Genomic DNA, 20,454 nt, shown 5'->3' on the forward strand with positions numbered 1-20,454 from the left:
CGTCTTGACGCCAGTGGGGCCACTTTTGAAGTCAGGATTCCAGACATGCAAAATCATGAAGGCCATCAGGACGAACCGGACAGATGCCTCGTATATCCCGCCCGTCACGGGCAAACCTTGCGTTTGACCGCTTCAAAAGCTTGTATCGCGCCCAGCAGCAAATCCTGGAGCTGTTCCCTTTCAATGCGTGCCAGCATTTCCAGCCTGCCATCCCGGCTGTCGGAAAGCGTTTTCATATACGTTATGGCTTCTTCCAGACACTCGAACCCATAATTGATATCCTGAATCTGAAGTTCTCCAAGAGAGGATTTTTCTGCCAGATCAAGAAAATCGGCTCGCAACCTTTTGTCACCAAGACGCCAGAAACTGTCCTGCGAAACACTTAATAATTCATTGTCGAAATTATCGGAACACAGGAGTTCGACAGAATCCTGCAGATTGATAATCAGGTTGCGTAACTTTCCGTCCAGAACCGAACTGTACATCCAGATCATGACCTGTACATGATTTGCACGCTCTTTTTTCACATAAAACGACAGCCATACCAAACCGGCAATGACGAGAAAAATGAAAATGATTGCAAAAATGCTCATCCAGTCGACATCAGCCCCGGACATTGTCACTTGGGATGCAAAGACGGCACGAGGTATCGCAAATATCGAGATAAATGCAATAGAGAACAAATAACGGCATAAATGATTATGTTGCATGCTGGATAGGGCTTCCAGAGATGGAAAGGATAATCGTAATAATGAATGAAACCTGTCCAGGAGAACAAGAAAAGTCTGTCAACTCATCGGCAGGAAGCAAAAAAAAACCATATTTGTCTCATTTCAGACGATTTCCGAAAAGAAAACGGCACTTGTATGCGAACCATATGACAAAAATCGGGCAGGGAAATACAAACCTCTGCCCGATACAGCACCAGCTTCACTCTGCCCTGCGCCAGCGCACTGTCACTCATTATATTTTTTGTCGGAACCCTTTGAACGCATCACTGGATATTTCACAGCATTTTGTGCCATCTTTTTCAGCGCAGCCTGCTGAAGATCGATTTTTGCGAGAGAAGCAAAACGGATCAGGTAAAGCAGGATATCAGCCACTTCTTCCTCGACGTGCGTTCTGACGCTTTCGTCATCATCGATTTCCGACCAGTCATGTTGTCCCCGGGTCCACTGGAAGATTTCCAGCAGTTCGGAAGCTTCAACTGACAGGGCCGACGCGATATTTTTCGGGGTATGGAATGGGTCCCAGTCCCTGTCCGTTGAAAAGCGCTGGAGTTTTTCTGCCAGCAAATGATCATCAATCATCTGGCCTTCTCCTCTGTATCGGGAACCTTGCCCAATACGATGGCATCATTTTTAAAAACCGTTTCCGTTACGTTTTCCAGAACGCGTATTTTCCGGAAATCGCGTCCGCTCGGCTGTTGATAGGCATAAAGGCCGAAGCGGGGCAGGATCGAATAAAGATGGTCGAAAATGCCGGACTGGATGGCTTCATAATCATTCCAGACCGTCGTATTGGTAAAGCAATATATTTCAATCGGCAAGCCGTTGGCGCCCGGATCAAGCTGCCTGACGAGTACCGTGGCATCCTGAACTATATTGGCGTGGTTTTGCAGATATCGTTCAACATAAATGCGGAACGTCCCGATATTGGTCATCCGGCGATGGTTGGCATAAGCGTTATCGGCGTCATCAAGCCGCCTGTTCCATTCATCCAGTTCCTTTTCCTTGCCGGCCAGATAATCCTGAAGCAGGCGGATACGATGAACACTCTGCATTTCCTCATCCGTCATGAAGTGAATGCTCGTCTGGTCAATATATATGGAACGCTTGATCCGGCGTCCACCCGATTCCTGCATCCCGCGCCAGTTCTTGAACGGATCGGTAATCAGCTTTCTGGTCGGCAGTGTCGTGATCGTCCTGTCCCAGTTCCGGATCTTGACGGTATGCAAGGCAATATCGATCACTTCCCCGTCCGCATTCTGATTGGGCATTTCAATCCAGTCACCTACCCTGACCATCCCGTTGGCGGAAATCTGGATACTGGCCACCAGTGACAGCAGCGTATCCTGAAAGACCAGCATCAGAACTGCTGCCATGGCACCCAGACCGGACAAGAGCAGAATCGGCGATTTTTCGATCAGCGTTGCGATGATCAGAATAGCGGCAATCAGATAAAAACCCAGTTTCAATAACTGAATGTACCCCTTGATCGGCCTGTTGAGCGAAACCGGACGCTGGTTATAAATTGCCTGAACGACATTCAGAGCCGCTCCGATAGCCATCGCAAAAGTCAGGATGATGAACGAAGCTGCCACATTACGGATAAAGGAAGCGAGCCCTTCCGGCAAATTCGGAATCCAGAAGACTCCCCGTGTGAACACGAGAGCGGGAACGATATTGGCAAGCCGGGCAATGACTTTTTCAATCAGGTTGTCACCGATATTGGCTGCCGGCGTCAAACGTAGCGCCCGGTTGACCAGCCTGAGCAATATTTTCTTGACGATAAAATTCAGGATCGCCGACAAAACGACGAGCAAGGCCACTGCCGCCAGCGTGTACATGAAAGGCGAACCATCGAAAAAAGCCAGATATTGTTCAATCAGAGATGCCATAAAAACCCTGTTTTCATATTCATTAATCCCGCTGAAATATAGCATATTCCTGACAGAGAGACCGGACACTCAACCGGCTTAACGCTTAATTCGCTTCAACATTTCATGAAAAGAAACTGCCGACTTCCATTGAAGTTGGTATGATGGCTTCATATCAATTGAAACGTATCGTCTTTTGAGGATAAAAAAATGAACTCAGGGGAATATCCTTTCAGGGATCTCAAACCCGCTTCCGTCTGGAAACACTTTGCCGAACTGTGCCGTATTCCACGACAATCCAAGCACGAAGAAGCCGTCAGGGATTTTCTGAAGCAATGGGCAAGCAGTCAGGGACTGGAAAATCGGGTCGAGGCGGGCGGAAACCTCATCATCAAAAAACCGGCAAGCGCCGGATATGAAAACGCACCCGGTGTCATTTTGCAGGCGCATCTGGATATGGTCTGCCAGAAAAACGAAGGGGTCGAACACGATTTTTCAAAAGACCCGATAAAGCCCGTCGTACGTGACAACCTCGTTCTCGCCGAAGACACGACCCTTGGTGCGGACGACGGTATCGGCGTTGCGCTGATACTGGCTGCCTTCGAAGACAAAACGCTTGTCCACGGCCCTCTTGAAGCCCTCCTTACCGTTGACGAGGAAGAAGGTATGGGCGGCGCCAACAAACTGGAAAAGAACGTCCTTTCCGGAAAAATCCTGTTGAATCTGGACAGTGAAACATGGGGCGATTTCTGCCTTGGCTGTGCCGGTGGCGCTGACGTCATTGTCCAGCGAACCGGGCGCGCCGAACCTTTCCCGACGGCATGGAAAGCGTTGAAGATCGACATCAGCGGATTGCGTGGCGGTCATTCGGGCATCAATATCCATGAAGGCCGCGGCAATGCCATCAAGTTGTTGACGCGCATTTTATGTTCGCTGGAAAGACAGTTTCCACTCTGCCTGTCCAGTTTCACAGGCGGTACCGCCCGAAACGCCATTCCACGTGAAGCGTCTGCCGTCATTGGCATTCAGGAACAGAACATGATTTCGGTCAGTGGCCTCTTGCAAAAATGGCAAGACCGTATCATGACAGAACTGGCTGGCGTCGATGAAGCTTGCCAGATCAAATGGAGTACCACCTCCGCAGACAAAATCATGTCCTCTTTCGACCAGCGCATCTGGCTGCTTTCCTTGAATGCAGCGCCGCATGGCGTCTGGCGCATGACTGCCGGAACCTGTTCGCCGGAAACGTCCAACAATCTCGGTACGATCAACCTGCAATCCGACACGGGAACCTGTACCTTCATGGTCCGCTCTACGATCGAAAGCGCATGCAATGCCCTGACAGGGGAAATCATCAGTCTCTTCATGCTCTCAGGCATCCAGCCGAGACGTGAAAACGCCTATCCCGGATGGGCACCTGATATGAATTCTCCCCTTCTCGCCTTGTGCCGCCAGATATACAAACGTGAATTCGGCAGCGAACCGGCAACCCACATCATTCATGCCGGGCTGGAATGCGGCATCCTGAAGTCCAAATATCCTGAACTGGACATGATCTCTTTTGGCCCGACCATTCACAGCCCGCACGCGCCGGGTGAATCCGTTGAAATCGATACGGTTGAAAAATCCTGGCAATTATTGCAGGCCTTGCTGAAAGCGATCGCCATCAAAGCCTGAAAAAACAATTCCATGAAAAAGGACTGCACGAAAATAATTCGTGCAGTCCTTTTTTTTATTCGTTTAGCTTCGGTCTCTGGCCATTGGAAAACAGTTACGCTCTTGAAAAACAACTCAAACATCCCGATCACCAGCCCGACCGTCTGGCCGAAAGCGCCCGGTAAAAAGCGGCTTCATTGTCCCAGAGGGAACCGGAATCGATTTTCCCTTTTTCCAGCTCAGCCAAAAATCCCCGCAAAGCCTGACCGGTTACAAAACGGATGCCACTCGTCGTCTCAGGATTCAGCCATGCATCAGGATCGTTCCCGTACCAGCCGATTGCATTATCACCACCCAGCAGACGGGCAACATCCTTGGCAAGATTGTCCGGATTGTCATACACATGGCAAAAATCGTCGCCGTCATCGGCAACCTGCAACTGGCAATACCCGCTGGCATAAAAAATAACGCAAACCTCCATAAGCTTCTCCGACCGTTTTTAAACCATTCATCCATCATATATGAAAACGGGACGGGGAAATAAGATTCGCAAGACGAAACATTGAGGACAGATTTGTGCAACCCCGCCTGCCTCTGCCTTGCATGGAAAGAAATTCCCCACACAAGAGATACTGTTTTTTCGGTAACCGGTAAAGAAATTTCGTACCGCTTATAGAATAGGGAGCCCTATCCTTACATCACATTCAGGGGAAACTGGGAACAGGCAATTACCACAACAATCGAAGCGATAAAGATCAGTGCATCCATCATTTCGGAAACAAGGTTTTTCATTTTGGATTCTCCTTTTTGTACTGTTTATGCATCCAGTATATCATACTGTAAATAAAAACAGTGTTTTCTTCATGCAACACAAAAAGAATCACTTTCAAATGGAAGAAAGTCTGTAAAAACAAAGCGAATCCAATAAAAAGCCCTTGCAGACAAGACAGACGAAAAACCGCGAAGACATAAAAAAACCTCCCGTTCGTTTGAACGGGAGGTTTTCAATACAGGGCAGCAAGTATCAGTTTTCTGTACTCAACAAACCGGAATAACTGATATAAGCCTTGTCACCGCGATAGATAGGCAATGGTTTTTCCCCTTCTTTCAGCGGTTCTTTCACATTCTGGTTTTCGTTGGCGAAAGTGACATAGGCAAAGGTACCCTTTGCTTCCTTGGAGGCATAAGCGTCTTCAATTTCCTTGATGTTATCCGGAATTTTCGCTTCGGCAGGCCAGCGAACGGCCTGTACAACGACCCATTGCGGAAATTCTTCGGTACTGATCCAGATGGAAGGCTGCAATTCAGGATTGCTGACCCATCCGGCGACGTGTTCGCCTTCATGCATCAGATTCTGACGAACGACCTGAACGGCAAAATCGTGCAGTTCCCAATCCGTCATTTCGATTTTTTCATCTGTGACCAGATCAGGCGGGTTCACCGGCTTTTTATCGACAGCTGACAAAAGGCCCCAGCCCTTTTCTACTGGCATCCAGTTTCCGAAAGAGAACCTCATCGGCATGATACAGGCATGACCTTTGCACCCCTCTGCGATTTTGATCAGATTTTCGTCTGTTCCAGGGACTTTCAGTTCATTGTCAACATCTATAACGCGAACGAAAAACAGCTGGTTACCGAGTCTGAAAGACAGATGTTCCATAAACGGTTCATCCAGTGACGCCCTCATCCACGTCAGGCCGCCTTCAACCTGACTCTGCAAATGGCGACCGGCAGACTGCCAGCACTGTTTGAAATCATCCGTCACTTTTATTGGTTCTTCCTGATTGGCCATGATTATTCCTGTTCAATGGGATTGGACAAACGTTCATTGTACCGGACATTGTTCTCCGGTATCGGGATAAGACAGAAATATTTGATATTACCAAAAATATCACGCCAAAAAACGCCTTGTGACGAGTTCTTCCGGTGAAGTCCCCCGTGTATACTCCGATTCGATCATCTGGATGAACGGCGTCATGCCCCCGCACTGGTTGATGACGGGAGTCGGGCGGATGTTTTGTGCGAGTGCCACCTGCACTACCTGAAAATAATACGGCAACATACCCTCGATAAAGTCCCAGCGTTTCGGCGCGGCGACGGAAAAAAGCCAGCGGTCGACAAAATGGGCAGGCTCTTCTCCCGACTTGTGCGTTTGTGCAATCGTCATGTCATACTTGTCTTTCAACACCTGCTTCAGGAGTGTCACCTCGGCGCCCTGACTCAAGAGTTCCCTTTTGATGGCCGCTTCGTATTCCGCTGTGGTGGGATACTTTTCACGGAAATCCTGGACTGAGGCGACACCCTCCCTGACTTCATTGACGATTTTGCTTTTCCGGAACCATTTCCTGAAAGCACCGAAGCCAATCATTATCAATGTCGCCAGCACAATGGCCCATACAATCATCCATGTTTCCATCGTTTTCCCCGTCCGTTCATCTTGTTGCGCAATAAGGCATCCCTGCAATCAAACCACCATAACAGAATGGTTTTTATTCTATCCTATCAGAAGCCATATTCGTGCCCTCGCATGGCCATACAAACCTTCAACACAAAAAAACCGGCTTTCATCCTGACCGGTTTGCCAAAACGGGTTCAGGACAAAAGCCGGATTCTGGCTTCAAGGTTAGGATCATTCACCTGAGCTGCGAACGATCCCGTCATTTTAAAATTTATGCGTCATGCCGAGCTGGACACCCGTCACACTATCCTTCTTCAGGCCACTGTAAAAATTGCCCGTTTCCTTGTCGCCGTAATCCGTATAGGCAAGGAAGCCATAGAGGGAAGTCCTTTTCGAAAGAAACCAGGTATAACCGACCGAATATTTCCAGGAATCCGCCGTATCCGTCAGAAATGCCGTGTCTTTCAGGCGATTGTACTGGACGGAACCGTCAAGCCTGCCGGGGCCGACATTCCAGCCAAGCCCTACCAGCAAATTCCTTTCCCTTGCTTTCAGTGCACTGGAATATCCGTCAGGATTGGCCGTCGTGCCCGAAGCCGCCCCATTGCCGCCCTTCCAGCCCTTGCTGTTGGTGTCTTCATAGGAAGCGGAAAGTCTGAGAGTCGGCAAGACTTTGTACCCAAGCCCGATATTCCAGACAGAGGAATCGTTCGAATCGGCCACACGGCTCCAGTTTGCCGTCGATGAGAACGGACCATTGTTGTATGAAAGATTGATACCGTAGCCGTCATTGTCTGCACCGGAGTACGCAGGTGCAATCGCATTTTCTCCCTTTGTATTGCCACCGAGAGAATAGCTTGCGCCAAAGCTGAAACCGCTCCAGTCCGGGCTGTTATAGCGAACGGTATTATCGATACGGGCATTGCGCTGGACACTGTAAATCTGGGAACCGATACCGATCTGGTTGAAGGGATCGAATTTGCGGATCGTTTCCGTCGAGAGTTCATTCACACGTCCCAGCTGAACCTTCCCCCAGTTCTCGCTTGCCAGTCCGACAAACGTCGGGCCATCCCAGTCTTTCTGTTTTGCGTTTTTTGTTCCCTTGTAACTGGCCGTATTCGAATTGCCCGCTGTACCGTCATTCAAATCGAACCGTTTTTCAAGGTTGAAAATGGCTTTGAACCCATTGCCGAGATCTTCCACTCCCCGAAAGCCCAGACGGTTGTTATCGTTATCGCCCATCCTGATGTCCCGGCCGGTTTCCTTGATATACCCGACATCGACGACACCATACAGTGTCACACTGCCTTGCGCATGAGCAAGCGTTCCCGACAAGCCCAGAGCGAGGAGGGCGACTGTTTTTTTATTCATAAAATTCTCCATAAGACAAAACAAACCGGCAAAGCCGAATTAGAAAAAGAAAAGAAAAAAGAAAGGGCACGATTTCGGGACACGACGTTTCCCGAGCCCGGCAGCAGCACAAGCTAGCGCCGGTTACAACCCGCCGGATTTTCCAGCCGGACGATCAGGAAAGATCAACAACAGCAGAAACAGCGAGTATCGATGCCATCCAAAAACATCATGAAAACACCCTGTCCTTCCCGGCCGTCGACTTCATGGAAAACCCGTTTTTCCCGGAAAGCCCGTCGATACGATTCAACGCTTCGGCATAGATATGGGCGGCCTTCTTCAGGGAATCCACATTCACATACTCGTTTGCCATATGCGCTACAGGTTCTTCTCCCGGAAAGACGATTCCGAACGACACGGAATTGGGCATATCGCGGCAATACGTTCCGCCTGCCGTATACAGGGGCTTTGCCTCATCCCCGGTTACCGAGGCATACGAATCCAGCAGGAGACGGACAAAAGGATCACTTTCAGGCATGTAAAGCGGTTCATTACGGCTATCGACACTGACTGTGGCGCCAAAAACGCCAAACACGTTTTTCAGCTTTGCCACGATGTCGTCACCTTTGACCGTCACCGGATGCCGGATATCGATCTTGAGAACGCACTGGCTCTCATCCGCCTCGATAATGGAAAGCGAGCAGAAAAGGCTGCCGGATATACTGTCTTCAGAAGCGATCTGCAAGGACTTGCCGTCGTACTCCCCCGGGAAAAGAGTATGAAGATCCCGGACATACCGGCCAAGCGGCGTGTCGATCCCGAGCGAGGCAAGATAGGACAGCAGCTTCAAAATGGCGTTGTCGCCCTTGTCCGGATATTTGACGTGTGCGGCCTTGCCTCTTGAAACGATCTTTTCACCATCGATCCCGATACCCTCTGTCGCATGATGTGGGAAATCCCCTTTCAACACCGCAAACGCTGCATCCGGAATGATGTTCGTGCGAACTCCTCCGGAAATGCGTTCGATCGCTTTTTCGCCATTTTTTCCCGCTTCATCGAAATGCTTTTCAACCGTCAGCCGCAAGATTCCCTTTTCCGCATTGATCAGCGGAAATGCGCCATCGGGCGAAAAACTGTACAGGGGGATTTCCTCCATTTTCAGGTAACGCTTCATGCAGCGGAAAGCTCCCGTTTCCTCATCCAGCCCGACAATCAGACGGAAACGGCTCTTCAAATTTTGTGAATCCCGTACCGCCTTCATGGCATGAAGGGCCACGACCGCCGGGCCTTTGTCGTCCAGACTGCCCCGTCCGTAAATCCGTCCGTTTTCCTGTACTCCACCATAAGGAGGATGAATCCATTTCGCCCGGTCTCCGGCAGGAACGACGTCCAGATGGCACATCAGTCCATATAGAGGAAGAGATACATCGTCCGACGTATCGATATATCCCGCCATATTGTCGATATTCCTGGTAATGAATCCATAACTTCTGGCCATATCGAGGAAAGCGTCCAGTGCCTCCGTCATATGTTTCCCGAAAGGATGCGCCGCATCCGGATCGTATCCTGACGCCTCCGTCTGATATGAAAGTGTTTTTTGAAGGTCGCTGACCAGTCCGTCAAAACCGTCGTCTATTTTCTTATGCATGTTCTTTCTCCCTCACCCGTTTTTCCGCTTCCGCCATCAATTTCCGTCGGTCGATCTTGTTCGTATCGGTTACCGGAAAACTGTCCAGAAACCACACCCTGCGCGGATGGATATGCGGAGCCGCCCGATCCAGTATGTGTTGCCTGAGTTTTTCTTCAGTAACACTTCCATGACGGATGACGAAAGCGACCGGTTTCGTACCCTTGATCTCGTCATCGACCGGAACCACGCAGGAATTGACGACGTCCGGATGCGTTGCCAGCAAGGTTTCCACCTCGCCGGGATAAATGTTCTCGCCGCCCGACACGAACATATCATCCGCCCTGCCGACAAAAGCGTAAAAGCCCTTGTCGTCCCGCCTGAAAACATCGCCCGTCACGTAATAGCCGTCTTCCGTAAAAGGCGACAGTTCGGGACGCTTGTGATAGCCGTTCATCAGGGCAGGAGAACGGATTTCCAGAACGCTGTCGGCATTCAAACGGACATCGACTTCCGGATGCGGATAACCATAGGAAAGCGACGGCAACGGCACACCGTCCGGATGCGCACCGAACGTCACCGGCCCGGATTCAGTCGTCCCGTAACCGACCAGAATGGCGGCATAGGGCAGTATCACGGCAATCCGCTGGTAAAGGCCCGGCAAGACCGGAGCCGATCCGAGACGGACAAGCCTGACGGAAGAAAGATCGGCCAGATGAATGCCATCGTCACGCAATATGGCCTCGATCATCGGAGGAACCGCCGTGATGAACGTGCACCGGTACGTTTCGATCGCGTCAAGATAGGACGCGGTTGAAAACCGTGGCAATATCACCGCCGTCCCACCCGAAGCCAGCACCCAGAAGGCCAGCGCGAGCGCCTGCATGTGAAAAAGAGGGGCGGCGATCAGCGTGACCTCATCCTGCAATGACAGGGTTTCCACCCGCGCCAGCGCTGTCCAGACATGGCTTTGGTGAGAGAGGACAACGCCTTTTGGCTTGCCCGTCGAACCTGACGTATACAGGATCAGCGCGGGCTGCCCGTCGTCCGGAACGACCGTTTCAAACGAACGGTTTCCCGATGTATAAAAGGCGTTGACAGGCAGCGTTTTCGACAGGGACGCCTTCAATTCCCCGTCCGCAAATACCTGTTGCGCTCCGGAATCGGCCAGTATGTCGCTGATACGCAAAGGCGGCAGCTTCGGATTGACGGGCACGGCAACCATTCCCGCTTTCATGACACCAAGCAATGTCGCCACGTAAGCGCCCGAATTGACCCCGACCAGTGCGATTTTCGTGCCTTTTTCAAATTCGTCCGCCAGATCGGCAGCGACCATATCCGATATCCGCTGCAAGTCGGCATAGGTGTAATGAATGCCGTCTGCAAGGCTCACAAATGCCGTTTTCGACGGCTCCGTTTTTTCTCCAAGCGTTCCCAGATTCATGATTCAAACTCCAGTACACTTCCGTCCTTCAAAGGAACGAGAAGACTTTCACCGACAAAGAAATACGATACCTTCGCATCCAGCAGGAACCCTGACAGCCGGTGCAAGTCCGCTCCTGTGAACGTGATCGCCAGAAACCGGTCGGGCTGAACGGTTTGCAAACCAAACCGTTTCCGTGCCTCTTCCAGATCGCAGATATCGAGTTCGATCCCCTTCAATTTTCCGAGTCTGCCGTAAGCCTCGCGGGTCACGTCCGGATCGGCTGCGGCAATCGTCAGTTTGCCGATTCCGGAAACCCCATTCGGGTGCGTCATATGCCCGGGCTGCCAGACCAGTTCCGGTGTCAGATGACGGCAGAAATACACACGGCCTTCGGCAAACTGCCCAGGTTCCAGCCTCACGGCAAGGAATTCCGCTTTTTCGCCGTTTTCCAGCAAACGGTTGAACTTTTGCAGAGAAAATGCCAGTAATCCTGCCTTTTTCAGCCCGGCCACAACAGCTTCTTCGTCCTGCATCCTCAAAACCAGCCCGTCAATGCCCATCCGGCTTTCCATGATGTCCTTGCGGACAGGGCCATCCCGTTCCAGACCGATCAATTCCAGATACGTGTCCTGAAATACAATGAGATGATTCACCGAACCGAGGCTGTGGTGACTCTTTGGCGTTACCGTAAAACCCAGACGGCTGAAAAACGCCCGGTAAGAATCCAGATTGAACCGGGTATTGATGACAAGATGGTCAAGTGAAAACATATTCATTCCCCCGTCTGGTAAACGCCCCTGCCGGAGGCGACCAGTTTTCCGCTTTCATCGAACACTTTCGCCTCGGCCGAGGAAATCTTTCTGCCGGCTTTCAGTACCGTTCCGACTATTCGCAGGTTTCCCCTTGCCGCAGCGTGATAATCGACGCGCAAGTCAATCGTCGGAACCCCGCGTCCGGTATGGGAGAAAAGCGCCCAGTCCGCGCCCAGATCGACCAGTGAGGCCAGGATGCCGCCATGAATGTAATTGCCTTCGGGATTCACGATCCATTCAGGCCGCCACTGTGCCGTGATTTCCACGTGCCCCTCGCCCACATCGGTCACTTCCAGCCCGAGCCACTGGTGGAAAGGACGGGATTGGATCAGAGCATTGATTTCGTTTTTCATCATGTCGGGTCCACAATAATTTTTCCGATGACCTTCCGGTCCCTGATTTGTGCCAGCCCCTCTGACGCCTGTTCCAGAGGAAGAACACTGTCGATGTAGGGATCGAGTTCACCTTTGGCAACCATATCGAGCAAATCCGTCAGGTTCTCGTTATAAAAACTGTTCGATCCCCGGATGTTCAGCTCAAACGTCCAGATGTAGCGCAAATCCTCTTTCGGGTCGTAACCTGCCGTCGCACCGCAAACCAGAATCTGTCCACCACGTTTCACGGCTTTGAGGGATTTCGTCCAGGTATCGCCCCCTGTGAAATTTACGAGCACATCCACGCCTCCCTTGTAAACACGGCGTTCCGGCTTGCCGAGATGCTCGTAAACCCATTTGACGAAATCTGTCGTCTGGTAATTGATGACATGGTCTGCGCCGAGTTTTTTCAGTGCATCGCATTTTTCCTCGCTTCCGCCGCAGGCGATCACCTCGGCACCCAGTTTCTTTGCCAGCAAAACCGACGCCGTTCCAACCCCGCCACTGGCTCCCAGAATGAGCACCGTATCGCCCGCCTTGACCGTGTTGTGCGTGATGAACATGCGATGTGCCGTTCCATACGCCACGGGCAAGGCAGCTGCCTGATAAAAGGTCACCGCGTCCGGAATGCGCAAGAGCTGATCGGCACGGGCTACAGCAAACTCCGCCATCCCGCCATCGATCATTTCCCCCATCAGGCCGATACCGGGACGGACAGGGTTGACCAGAACACGGTCGCCCTTTTTCCACTCGCCTGCATCCTCTTCAACAATACCGGCAATATCCAGCCCGATCACGACCGGCAATGGAACCTTGATGCCCGGCATACCGGAAACCGTGAACACATCGTGATAATTGAAAGCCGACGCTTTCACCCTGACCAGTACTTCCCCTTCACCGGCGACAGGAAGCGGCTTGTCATTCACCAGTTCCAGATTTTCCAGGCCACCATGTCCATTCAATATCAATGCTTTCATTATTGTCCTGTCGCTTTCTTGTAGGGTTCTGTGACAAAAACAGCTTCGTTAAGCTGGCCTTTGATGACACCGACTTTTTTGAAGGCTTCATGTTCGAGCTTGAGCGTTTTGATCGTCACCGGATCAAATGCCGTCCGGTACATGCTGTCCCAGCGGCTGGCAAAGACACGCGCGTCTTTTTCAGGCAGGTTGGCCTTTTTCTCCATAATCGTCGCGACCTGATCCTTGTTGGCGCTTCCCCATTTCTGGGCTTCGATCAGGCCACGGATGACTCTGGCGGCCGCATCCGGATTCCTGACGGCAAAGTCTGTCGTCGCAGCCACCGTGCCGATATAGGGAGGCGCATCGTTTTTGGTGATCTTTTTCCATTCATCGCCCAGATTGGCAATCGTCTTCAGTTTCAGCTCCTTGCCGACCTGATCCAGTGTGACCGTCCTCAAGACACTGGCATCCACCTGTTTCTGCGCCAGAAACTGGACGAGCCTTGATTCGTTACCGGCCACAATCAAAAAGTCTTCCGGCTTGACGCCGTATCCCTGATCGGCAATCGTGTTCAACAGAACCGAAACCGCCGCAGTCGGATACGTGCCACCCACTTTCTTCCCCTTCAGGTCGGCCAGCGTCTTGACCGGTGAATCTTCCGGGACGACCACCACTGCGTCAGCAGGCTGAGACGCGCCGATCAGGACAACAGGCACCCCTTCCTCGTCAGCCGCATAGATGGCAGAGAGAGGCGAACCGAAAGTGACGTCAATCGAACCCGATGCCAGGGCACGAATCTGCGCGGCCAGATCCGGAAAACGGACGAACTCGACGTCCAGCCCTTCCTTTTCCAGAAATTTCTGTTCTTCCAGAACCGTGCCGAAGCCCAGACTGACCCCGCTCGTCCAGTACCCCACACGTACCTTTTCTTTTGCCGGTGCTGGCGGCGATGATAGCCAGAAATACCCGGCAGCCGCCGCAGCAATAATCACCAGAACTGAAACCACTATCCATTTACGCATTTTGTTTCTCCTGAATTTTTAAGATAATTTCCAGCGGAAAAGCCACTTTTCCACCGGCTTGATCACACCTGATTCAATCAGCACCATGAAGACGATCAGCAGCACCGTCCATGCAAAAACCTGTGCACTCTGGACCATATCCGCTGCCAGACGCAGGCGGTAACCTATCCCGCTTCCCGCGCCGATCGTTTCCGCGACCAGCGAGACACGCCACCCGAAACCGAAAGCCAGACGCGACGCGGAAAAAAACGCGGGCAAAATGGTCGGGATATAAATCTTCCGGACAATCTGGAACGTGTTCATCCGGAAACTGCGGGCCAGTTCAACGTACTGGCGGTCTACCGTCCTGGTCGCGTCCCAGATATTCGTCAGGATCAGGGGCATCGCCGTCATGAAAACGACGGTCACCGTACTGGCGTCCGAAATGCCGAACCAGATAATCGCGAACACGGCCCAGATTGCCGATGACACCGTATTCAATACCGAAATGACCGGTTCGAAAAAAACGGCCAGTCTCCGGCTCGCCCCGAACACGACGCCAATTACCGTGCCGACGATCGCGGAAAGAACAAAGCCCAGCAAGACCCTTCTCACCGTCACGGCAACGTCCGTCCAGAACGTGTCGGTTTTCACCAGCGACACAAACGCGTCGAACACCGCCAGCGGGCCGGGCAAGACGAACGCCTGCAACTGCCGTGAAGACAATTCCCATATGGCCAGAACAATCGCGGCAAGCAAAAGCCGTTGTCCGATCAGAGAAACGGTTTTCATATTTTTTTCCTCAGCGTGCGGATCTGTTCCGAGAGGTGGGCATCCGTCAGCAATCGCGGGCGATCCAGATTCACGTCGACAATTTCTTTCACGCGACCCGGACGGGAAGAAAAAACAGCGACCCGGTCTGCCAGAACGGCAGCCTCTTCCACATCGTGCGTCACGAAAACAACCGTCATGCCGGTCAGGTCGTGAAGCCGGAGCAACTCACCATGCATCTGCGAGCGGGTCTGGGCATCCAGTTTGGAAAAAGGCTCGTCCATCAGCAGCACTTCCGGTTCAATCACCAGACTTCTCGCCAGTGCCACACGGCTTCTCATGCCCCCGGATATCTGATGCGGCCAGTAATCGGCAAATTCATGCAGGCCGACCAGATCAATGACCTCGTCGATCCGCGCTTTTTTCGCCTGTTTTCCGAGAGAGGTGTTTTCAAGACCGAAAGCGACGTTATCCCTGACCGTGCGCCAGGGCAGCAGGCGATCTTCCTGAAACATGTAGGCGATCCGCTTCCAGCCCGAAAACTGGCCGCTGGCTTTTCCCGAAATCCGGAAAGAGCCACTGTCCTGCTCGAGCAGGCCGGAAATGATGTTCAAAAACGTGCTTTTTCCCGATCCCGACGTACCGATGATGGCGAATATTTCTCCTGCCCTGATCGCAAAATCGATATTTTCAAGGACTTTGAGCTCACCAAAATTTTTGGAAAGCGATTTCAATTCGATAATATTCGACCGTGCAAAATCGGTAGAATAAACCGGTTCCAGATAGGCTACGGATCCCATGATCCCTCCTTCAAACGCGGATTAAAAAGTTTTGTCACCGGAAAAATCCGGCATCAGGGCAAAAAAATGCCCACACCAGTTTTTTTGAAAAAAATCGGGGTGCTGATTCGGTCTTTTTCCTGTCCACATCGAAACGGGACAATATGAAAAGAACCTTGAATGGACGCAGCCTGTAAATTTACAAACCGGTCAGGACAGCACTGTTATTGCAATCGGGGATCAGCAACAACAGCAGCAGAAGGAGTGGCAACACATGGACATTTGTCCGGAGGAAACAGAAACGTCTGAAAAGAAACGGGACTTTGCGGATACAGACACGCTTGCGAAAGATCGTTTCGCATCGCCCGGAGAGGTATCAAAATTGTCTATTGAATGATTCATGATATTTCCTGATTTCCATTTTCATATAAATCCTATGGGATTAGTATGTTTTATGGATGCTATTTTCCCTGAATCAAAAAAAATGTCAACATTATTTTGATCGGCTATGACATTTTTTTAACACTTCCACTGAAAAAGGCAGGCTTTTCAGGAAAAATTTTCTTGAAGGAAAACATTTTCCCCGGAGTCAGCCGAAAAATTTACTGACATTCCGCCAGCTCATCCCACGATGTCGTATATCGCGGGGAAACCCTGTCCACCTTCGGACGCCAGCGCCGGTGCATCATATCGTCCTGCGACAGACGTAATGTCCCGTTCCCGAAACGGTCATTGATCTCGTCCATGACCTGCATGATCTTCCGTCTTTTCGGATCGGTGAACATGTCCGGACTGAAAACCGACTCAGGCGACAATTCACTGACACACGCCCCCGCCTTCCTGTATTCGTATCCCGGCCTGAAAATCCGGTGCAACCCCATCATGGCGTAGCGGTTGATCTCAATCGTACTGTTCGTCGCGTCGATCAGCGGCAAACTGACATGAGGATGATATTGCGGCTTGTCTTTCCTGAACCGGTCAGTCATGAGGAATACATGCACCATCCCTGCAATGGAATGCTGCCTGCGGAGCTGCTTGCCTATTTTCGTCGCATGAAAAGCGATGGCGTTTTCCAAATCGTCAATTTCCGTTATCACCCCGCCAAACGAACGGCTGGAGAGAATCTGTTTTTTGGGTGGACTGACATCGACCATATCGATACAGGAAATCCCCCGGAGTTCGGAAATCAGCCGTTCCATGACAACCCCGTAGCGTGAGCGCATCGTCCGGATATCCGCTTCCCGCAACTGGTACACCGTTTCAATGCCACGGCTGATCAGCGAGCGGTTCAGGCGACGGCCGACACCCCAGACTTCATCGATCGGGATCTGTTTCAGCAAGCCGGATTTCTGCTGTTCGGTCAACACATTGTAATGAAACACGCCCTTTGACCGGGGGTGTTTCTTCGCGACGTAATTGGCCAGCTTCGCCAGTGTCTTGGTCGGCCCGACACCCACGCAAACCGGTATGCCGATCCTTTTCGCTACCGTTTCCCGAATGGCGACCATCCGCTCTTTGACATCGTCGAAACCGGTCAGATCCAGAAACGATTCATCGACACTGTACACTTCCTGAACGGGTGAAAAATCCGCCAGCAGGTATTTCACCCGGTTGCTCAAATCCGAATACAGAGGGAAATTGCTTGAAAACACGACGACATCCCGGTATTTCGGCAAATCCTTCACCTTGAACCAGGGTTCCCCCATCCGGATGCCCAGCGCCTTCGCTTCATTGCTGCGCGCAATCGCACACCCGTCATTACTGGACAGGACAATCACCGGTTTCCCCTCCAGATCGGGACGGAAAACCCGTTCGCACGAGACAAAAAAATTATTGCAATCGACCAGAGCGAGATTCTTTTCCATCGTTTTTCAAATCACCGTATGTTCACACGTTTCAAATCAGTTTGCGGATACTGGCCGTAACCACTCCCCATATCTGCAATTCACGTCCTTCCGTCAATTCAAGCGGCCGGTATTTTTCATTTTCCGGCATCAGGCGAACCGTCCGTCCGCGCTTGTACAAACGCCTTACCAGATACTCCTGATCGGCCACCCCCAGCACGATATGGTTATGCTGTGGATCGATCGAACGGTCGACGACAATCGTATCCCCCTCATAAATGCCGATCCCTTCCATCGAATCCCCTTTCATGCGAAACAGGAAAGAAGAACAGGGATTGACCAGCAATTGCGCATTCAAATCGACCATCGTATTGGCTGAATCGGTATGCGGAATGGGAAAACCGGCGACAGAAGTATTTTCAATCCGGTTACGGGTAATGGAATCGGACAATTCCGGTGCCGGAGAGCGTCTCATAATGAACCTCAAATTACTGTAAATATATACAGTAAATTACCGCTCTTTTCAAAGATTAGCAAGTCTGCCTGTCAGTTTTATGCAGGAAAAATAGTTACCGCAACGAAATGAAAACCCGGACTCCATCCATCAGGCAGGTCTTCAGGAATACCTTATTTTCAGGACGGATCGAACAAGCGGGTGAAGAAATAATACGAACTTTTTTCTGTAGCTAGCAACTGCCTTTTTTCATCACATCACTGAAATCTTCTGACGGCATTGGCCGGGCAAAATAAAAGCCCTGTGCGATGGAGCAGCCACAGTTCCTCATCAATTCGACATTTTCGATAAATTCGACGCCTTCCACCACAATCCGGATATTCAACTGCGTTGCCATCTCCACGATCGTGGAGAAAATAATATTGCGCCGGCTGTTATCTTTTGATTCCTCGAGAAATCCCTTGTCAATTTTGAGCACATCGATCGGAACGTCTTTCAGCATGTTCAGCGATGAATAGCCCGAACCGAAATCATCCATCGAAATCGAAAAGCCATGAGAATGCATTTTCTCGGTGAAAACGTAAATATTGTCGATATTGTCGAAAATGGCGCTTTCCGTCAGCTCGATTTCAATCAGGCTGGCCGGGACATTGTATTCTTCCCGCTTGCGGACAATCTGGTCAAGGAAGTCTTCATTCAAGAGATGCATGCGGGAGAAATTGACTGAAATCGGCACACAGGCAATACCGGCATCCAGATGAGCTCTCAGGAACTGAAGCACTTTTTCATAGATCATCATGTCGATATCGACGATCATGCCCGTCTGTTCGCACATCGGGATAAACACACCGGGCGATATCATTTTTCCTTCCGGGCTACGCCAGCGTGCCAGTGCTTCACCACCCACCAGTTCACGGGTATCGATATTCACTTTAGGCTGAATGAAAGGAATGAATTCACCATTTTCAATACCCTGCTGCACAGCACGCTTGAGCTGCTCGTTACGGATATTGGCCTTGTCGAATTCTTCCGTATAGTAAGCGACATACCGGCCTAACGTCCCCTTGATTTCCTGTGCCGCCGTACAGGCCTTGTCCAGCATCAGGTTGATGCCTTCCGTCTTGTCGGTCACCGCATAAACACCGGCAGAAAAATACAGGATCAGCTCTTCATACTCAATGGAAGACAGCATTCTTTTAAGCCGTTCCTCACCGGCGTCGCGCAAAAGCGCGACATAATGGTCACTGGAAATCCGCGCGAGAACCTCACCCGGCATCAATTTTCCGGACACATTTTCGTAAATATGTTTCAGCACCCGGTCGCCGAATTCAAACCCGTAGAATTTATTGATGTATTTGAAATTGTCGATGTCGAACTTCATGATGAAGAAGTTCGTCTCGTCCGTCGATTGCATGGCCGCAATGGCATCCACGACAAATTTGTTCACCGTATTGCCGCCGGTGATCGGATCGACAAACGCGATCCTTTCCAGATTGGCGCGCTGCCTGTTCTTGTACCACAGGAAATACGTGATACTCGACGAGAAAATCAGAACGACAACCAGAAGGATGAAATAGAAGAGGTTGATGACGGTATTGCCGTTCGGCGACACCGTCATATAAGGCACAGACGTGATCAGGAACCAGTCATGGGCCTTGTCGATCGGCGTATAGGCAGAGAACAGTTTTCTGCCACCGATCGTCGTTTCCATGAAACCGCTCCTGGCATGCTGGATATCGTCTTTCAGTTGTGAAGAAGCCTCCCGGTTTCCGGAACTGTAGAGGTCGCGATAATAATTATCCGAGCTTCCCTGACATCCATCGTGATCGGTATGCAAAATGACATAGCCTTCACTATTGATGATATGCATGAACCCCTGCGAGGAGAACAGCGTCGGTGACGCCATCCTGTACATGGCGTCATGGGAGTAGAGATGCTGTACCGTACCGATGACCTTGTCTTCATACATCAGCGGCACGGAAATGATGAAAACTTCAGTCCCATCGATCCGTGAAATGGATTTATCTGAAATATTGGCAGTCCCTTCACTGGCCAGACGGAAATACCGGCGTCCCGAAATATCGATAGTGCGGCCATTTCCCCACCGGATCACACCCTGTCTGTCAGCGATAAAAATGTCGTTTTTATTGTTTTGAAGGGAATATTCTTCGAGGAAACGGTCAATTTCCCCATCACTGGTCATACCGGACGTTTTCAGATTGTCGGTAATCTGGTTCGAGATGACATCCAGATCCTTGATGTTCACCATCAACCGGCTGGTAATCGCATCCTTGTTTTGCGTCACAATCTCCATGAGATTGATCCTGACGTCGGAATCCAGCAGATTTTGCACGTGCCGCATGAGAAACACCACAACCACTGACAAAAAGATATTTATCAGCAG

The 20,454-nt window shown here is 51.0% G+C and carries 19 protein-coding genes; 1 reads left to right on the forward strand and 18 read right to left on the reverse strand.

The genetic code is table 11. The features are described 5' to 3' along the window. Positions 1-104: 104 nt before the first annotated feature. The 3 genes from BRW83_RS09585 to BRW83_RS09595 all read right to left on the reverse strand — a co-directional run bounded on the left by BRW83_RS09585 (position 105) and on the right by BRW83_RS09595 (position 2,620). Positions 105-593: a hypothetical protein gene (locus tag BRW83_RS09585; protein ID WP_155811797.1), complete on the reverse strand. Its 489-nt coding sequence runs from the start codon at positions 591-593 to the stop codon at positions 105-107. 363 nt (positions 594-956) lie between these two features. Beyond that, positions 957-1,310, reverse strand: coding sequence for a nucleotide pyrophosphohydrolase (locus tag BRW83_RS09590; protein WP_005879728.1), 354 nt, complete (start codon positions 1,308-1,310; stop codon positions 957-959). Beyond that, entirely contained in the window at positions 1,307-2,620 is a 1,314-nt protein-coding gene (locus BRW83_RS09595) for a mechanosensitive ion channel family protein (protein ID WP_005879727.1), read from the reverse strand. The genes BRW83_RS09590 and BRW83_RS09595 overlap by 4 nt, the downstream gene beginning before the upstream one ends. A gap of 189 nt (positions 2,621-2,809) precedes the next feature. Here BRW83_RS09595 and BRW83_RS09600 point away from each other — a divergent pair, with 189 nt between their 5' ends. Beyond that, positions 2,810-4,276 carry an aminoacyl-histidine dipeptidase gene (locus BRW83_RS09600; RefSeq protein WP_005879726.1) on the forward strand — a complete coding sequence of 489 codons (1,467 nt, stop codon included), beginning with the start codon at positions 2,810-2,812 and terminating at the stop codon, positions 4,274-4,276. A 127-nt stretch (positions 4,277-4,403) separates the two neighbouring features. On the opposite strand, the gene BRW83_RS09605 is transcribed toward BRW83_RS09600, so the two are convergent. From BRW83_RS09605 to BRW83_RS09675, 15 genes are all read right to left on the reverse strand, one after another. Continuing rightward, positions 4,404-4,736, reverse strand: coding sequence for a hypothetical protein (locus BRW83_RS09605; protein ID WP_005879725.1), 333 nt, complete (start codon positions 4,734-4,736; stop codon positions 4,404-4,406). Positions 4,737-5,279: 543 nt separating this feature from the next. Further along, on the reverse strand, positions 5,280-6,047 hold the full coding sequence (locus BRW83_RS09610) for a hypothetical protein (RefSeq protein ID WP_005879724.1): 768 nt from the start codon (positions 6,045-6,047) through the stop codon (positions 5,280-5,282). 99 nt (positions 6,048-6,146) lie between these two features. Continuing rightward, positions 6,147-6,659: a hypothetical protein gene (locus BRW83_RS09615; protein WP_232451487.1), complete on the reverse strand. Its 513-nt coding sequence runs from the start codon at positions 6,657-6,659 to the stop codon at positions 6,147-6,149. A 258-nt stretch (positions 6,660-6,917) separates the two neighbouring features. Next, positions 6,918-8,024, reverse strand: a complete 1,107-nt coding sequence (locus BRW83_RS09620) for a porin (protein ID WP_036602580.1) — start codon at positions 8,022-8,024, stop codon at positions 6,918-6,920. 208 nt (positions 8,025-8,232) lie between these two features. After that, positions 8,233-9,651: a Sapep family Mn(2+)-dependent dipeptidase gene (locus tag BRW83_RS09625; RefSeq protein ID WP_005879720.1), complete on the reverse strand. Its 1,419-nt coding sequence runs from the start codon at positions 9,649-9,651 to the stop codon at positions 8,233-8,235. Continuing rightward, complete coding sequence (locus BRW83_RS09630) at positions 9,644-11,074, reverse strand: class I adenylate-forming enzyme family protein (RefSeq protein WP_005879719.1); 1,431 nt, start codon at positions 11,072-11,074, stop codon at positions 9,644-9,646. Before BRW83_RS09630 ends, BRW83_RS09625 begins: the two co-directional genes overlap by 8 nt. After that, positions 11,071-11,826 (reverse strand): VOC family protein, encoded by a 756-nt coding sequence (locus BRW83_RS09635; RefSeq protein ID WP_157658864.1) that lies wholly within the window; start codon positions 11,824-11,826, stop codon positions 11,071-11,073. The genes BRW83_RS09630 and BRW83_RS09635 overlap by 4 nt, the downstream gene beginning before the upstream one ends. A gap of 2 nt (positions 11,827-11,828) precedes the next feature. Next, positions 11,829-12,224: a PaaI family thioesterase gene (locus BRW83_RS09640; protein WP_005879717.1), complete on the reverse strand. Its 396-nt coding sequence runs from the start codon at positions 12,222-12,224 to the stop codon at positions 11,829-11,831. After that, positions 12,221-13,219, reverse strand: a complete 999-nt coding sequence (locus BRW83_RS09645) for a quinone oxidoreductase family protein (protein WP_005879716.1) — start codon at positions 13,217-13,219, stop codon at positions 12,221-12,223. The genes BRW83_RS09640 and BRW83_RS09645 overlap by 4 nt, the downstream gene beginning before the upstream one ends. Then, positions 13,219-14,223: an ABC transporter substrate-binding protein gene (locus BRW83_RS09650; RefSeq protein ID WP_036602577.1), complete on the reverse strand. Its 1,005-nt coding sequence runs from the start codon at positions 14,221-14,223 to the stop codon at positions 13,219-13,221. Before BRW83_RS09650 ends, BRW83_RS09645 begins: the two co-directional genes overlap by 1 nt. Before the next feature lie 18 nt (positions 14,224-14,241). Next, complete coding sequence (locus tag BRW83_RS09655) at positions 14,242-14,994, reverse strand: ABC transporter permease (protein WP_005879714.1); 753 nt, start codon at positions 14,992-14,994, stop codon at positions 14,242-14,244. Then, entirely contained in the window at positions 14,991-15,773 is a 783-nt protein-coding gene (locus BRW83_RS09660) for an ABC transporter ATP-binding protein (protein WP_005879713.1), read from the reverse strand. Before BRW83_RS09660 ends, BRW83_RS09655 begins: the two co-directional genes overlap by 4 nt. Before the next feature lie 581 nt (positions 15,774-16,354). Continuing rightward, complete coding sequence (locus BRW83_RS09665) at positions 16,355-17,617, reverse strand: Y-family DNA polymerase (protein WP_005879711.1); 1,263 nt, start codon at positions 17,615-17,617, stop codon at positions 16,355-16,357. Between the two features lie 31 nt (positions 17,618-17,648). Continuing rightward, the gene (locus BRW83_RS09670) at positions 17,649-18,071 is read right to left on the reverse strand and encodes a LexA family protein (protein ID WP_005879710.1); all 423 of its coding nucleotides are present in this window, start codon (positions 18,069-18,071) and stop codon (positions 17,649-17,651) included. A gap of 211 nt (positions 18,072-18,282) precedes the next feature. Beyond that, complete coding sequence (locus tag BRW83_RS09675; protein ID WP_196793271.1) at positions 18,283-20,412, reverse strand: bifunctional diguanylate cyclase/phosphodiesterase; 2,130 nt, start codon at positions 20,410-20,412, stop codon at positions 18,283-18,285. Between the last annotated feature and the right edge of the window lie 42 nt (positions 20,413-20,454).

It is taken from the genome of Oxalobacter formigenes (assembly GCF_002127965.1).
Classification (GTDB): Bacteria; Pseudomonadota; Gammaproteobacteria; order Burkholderiales; family Burkholderiaceae_D; genus Oxalobacter; species Oxalobacter formigenes.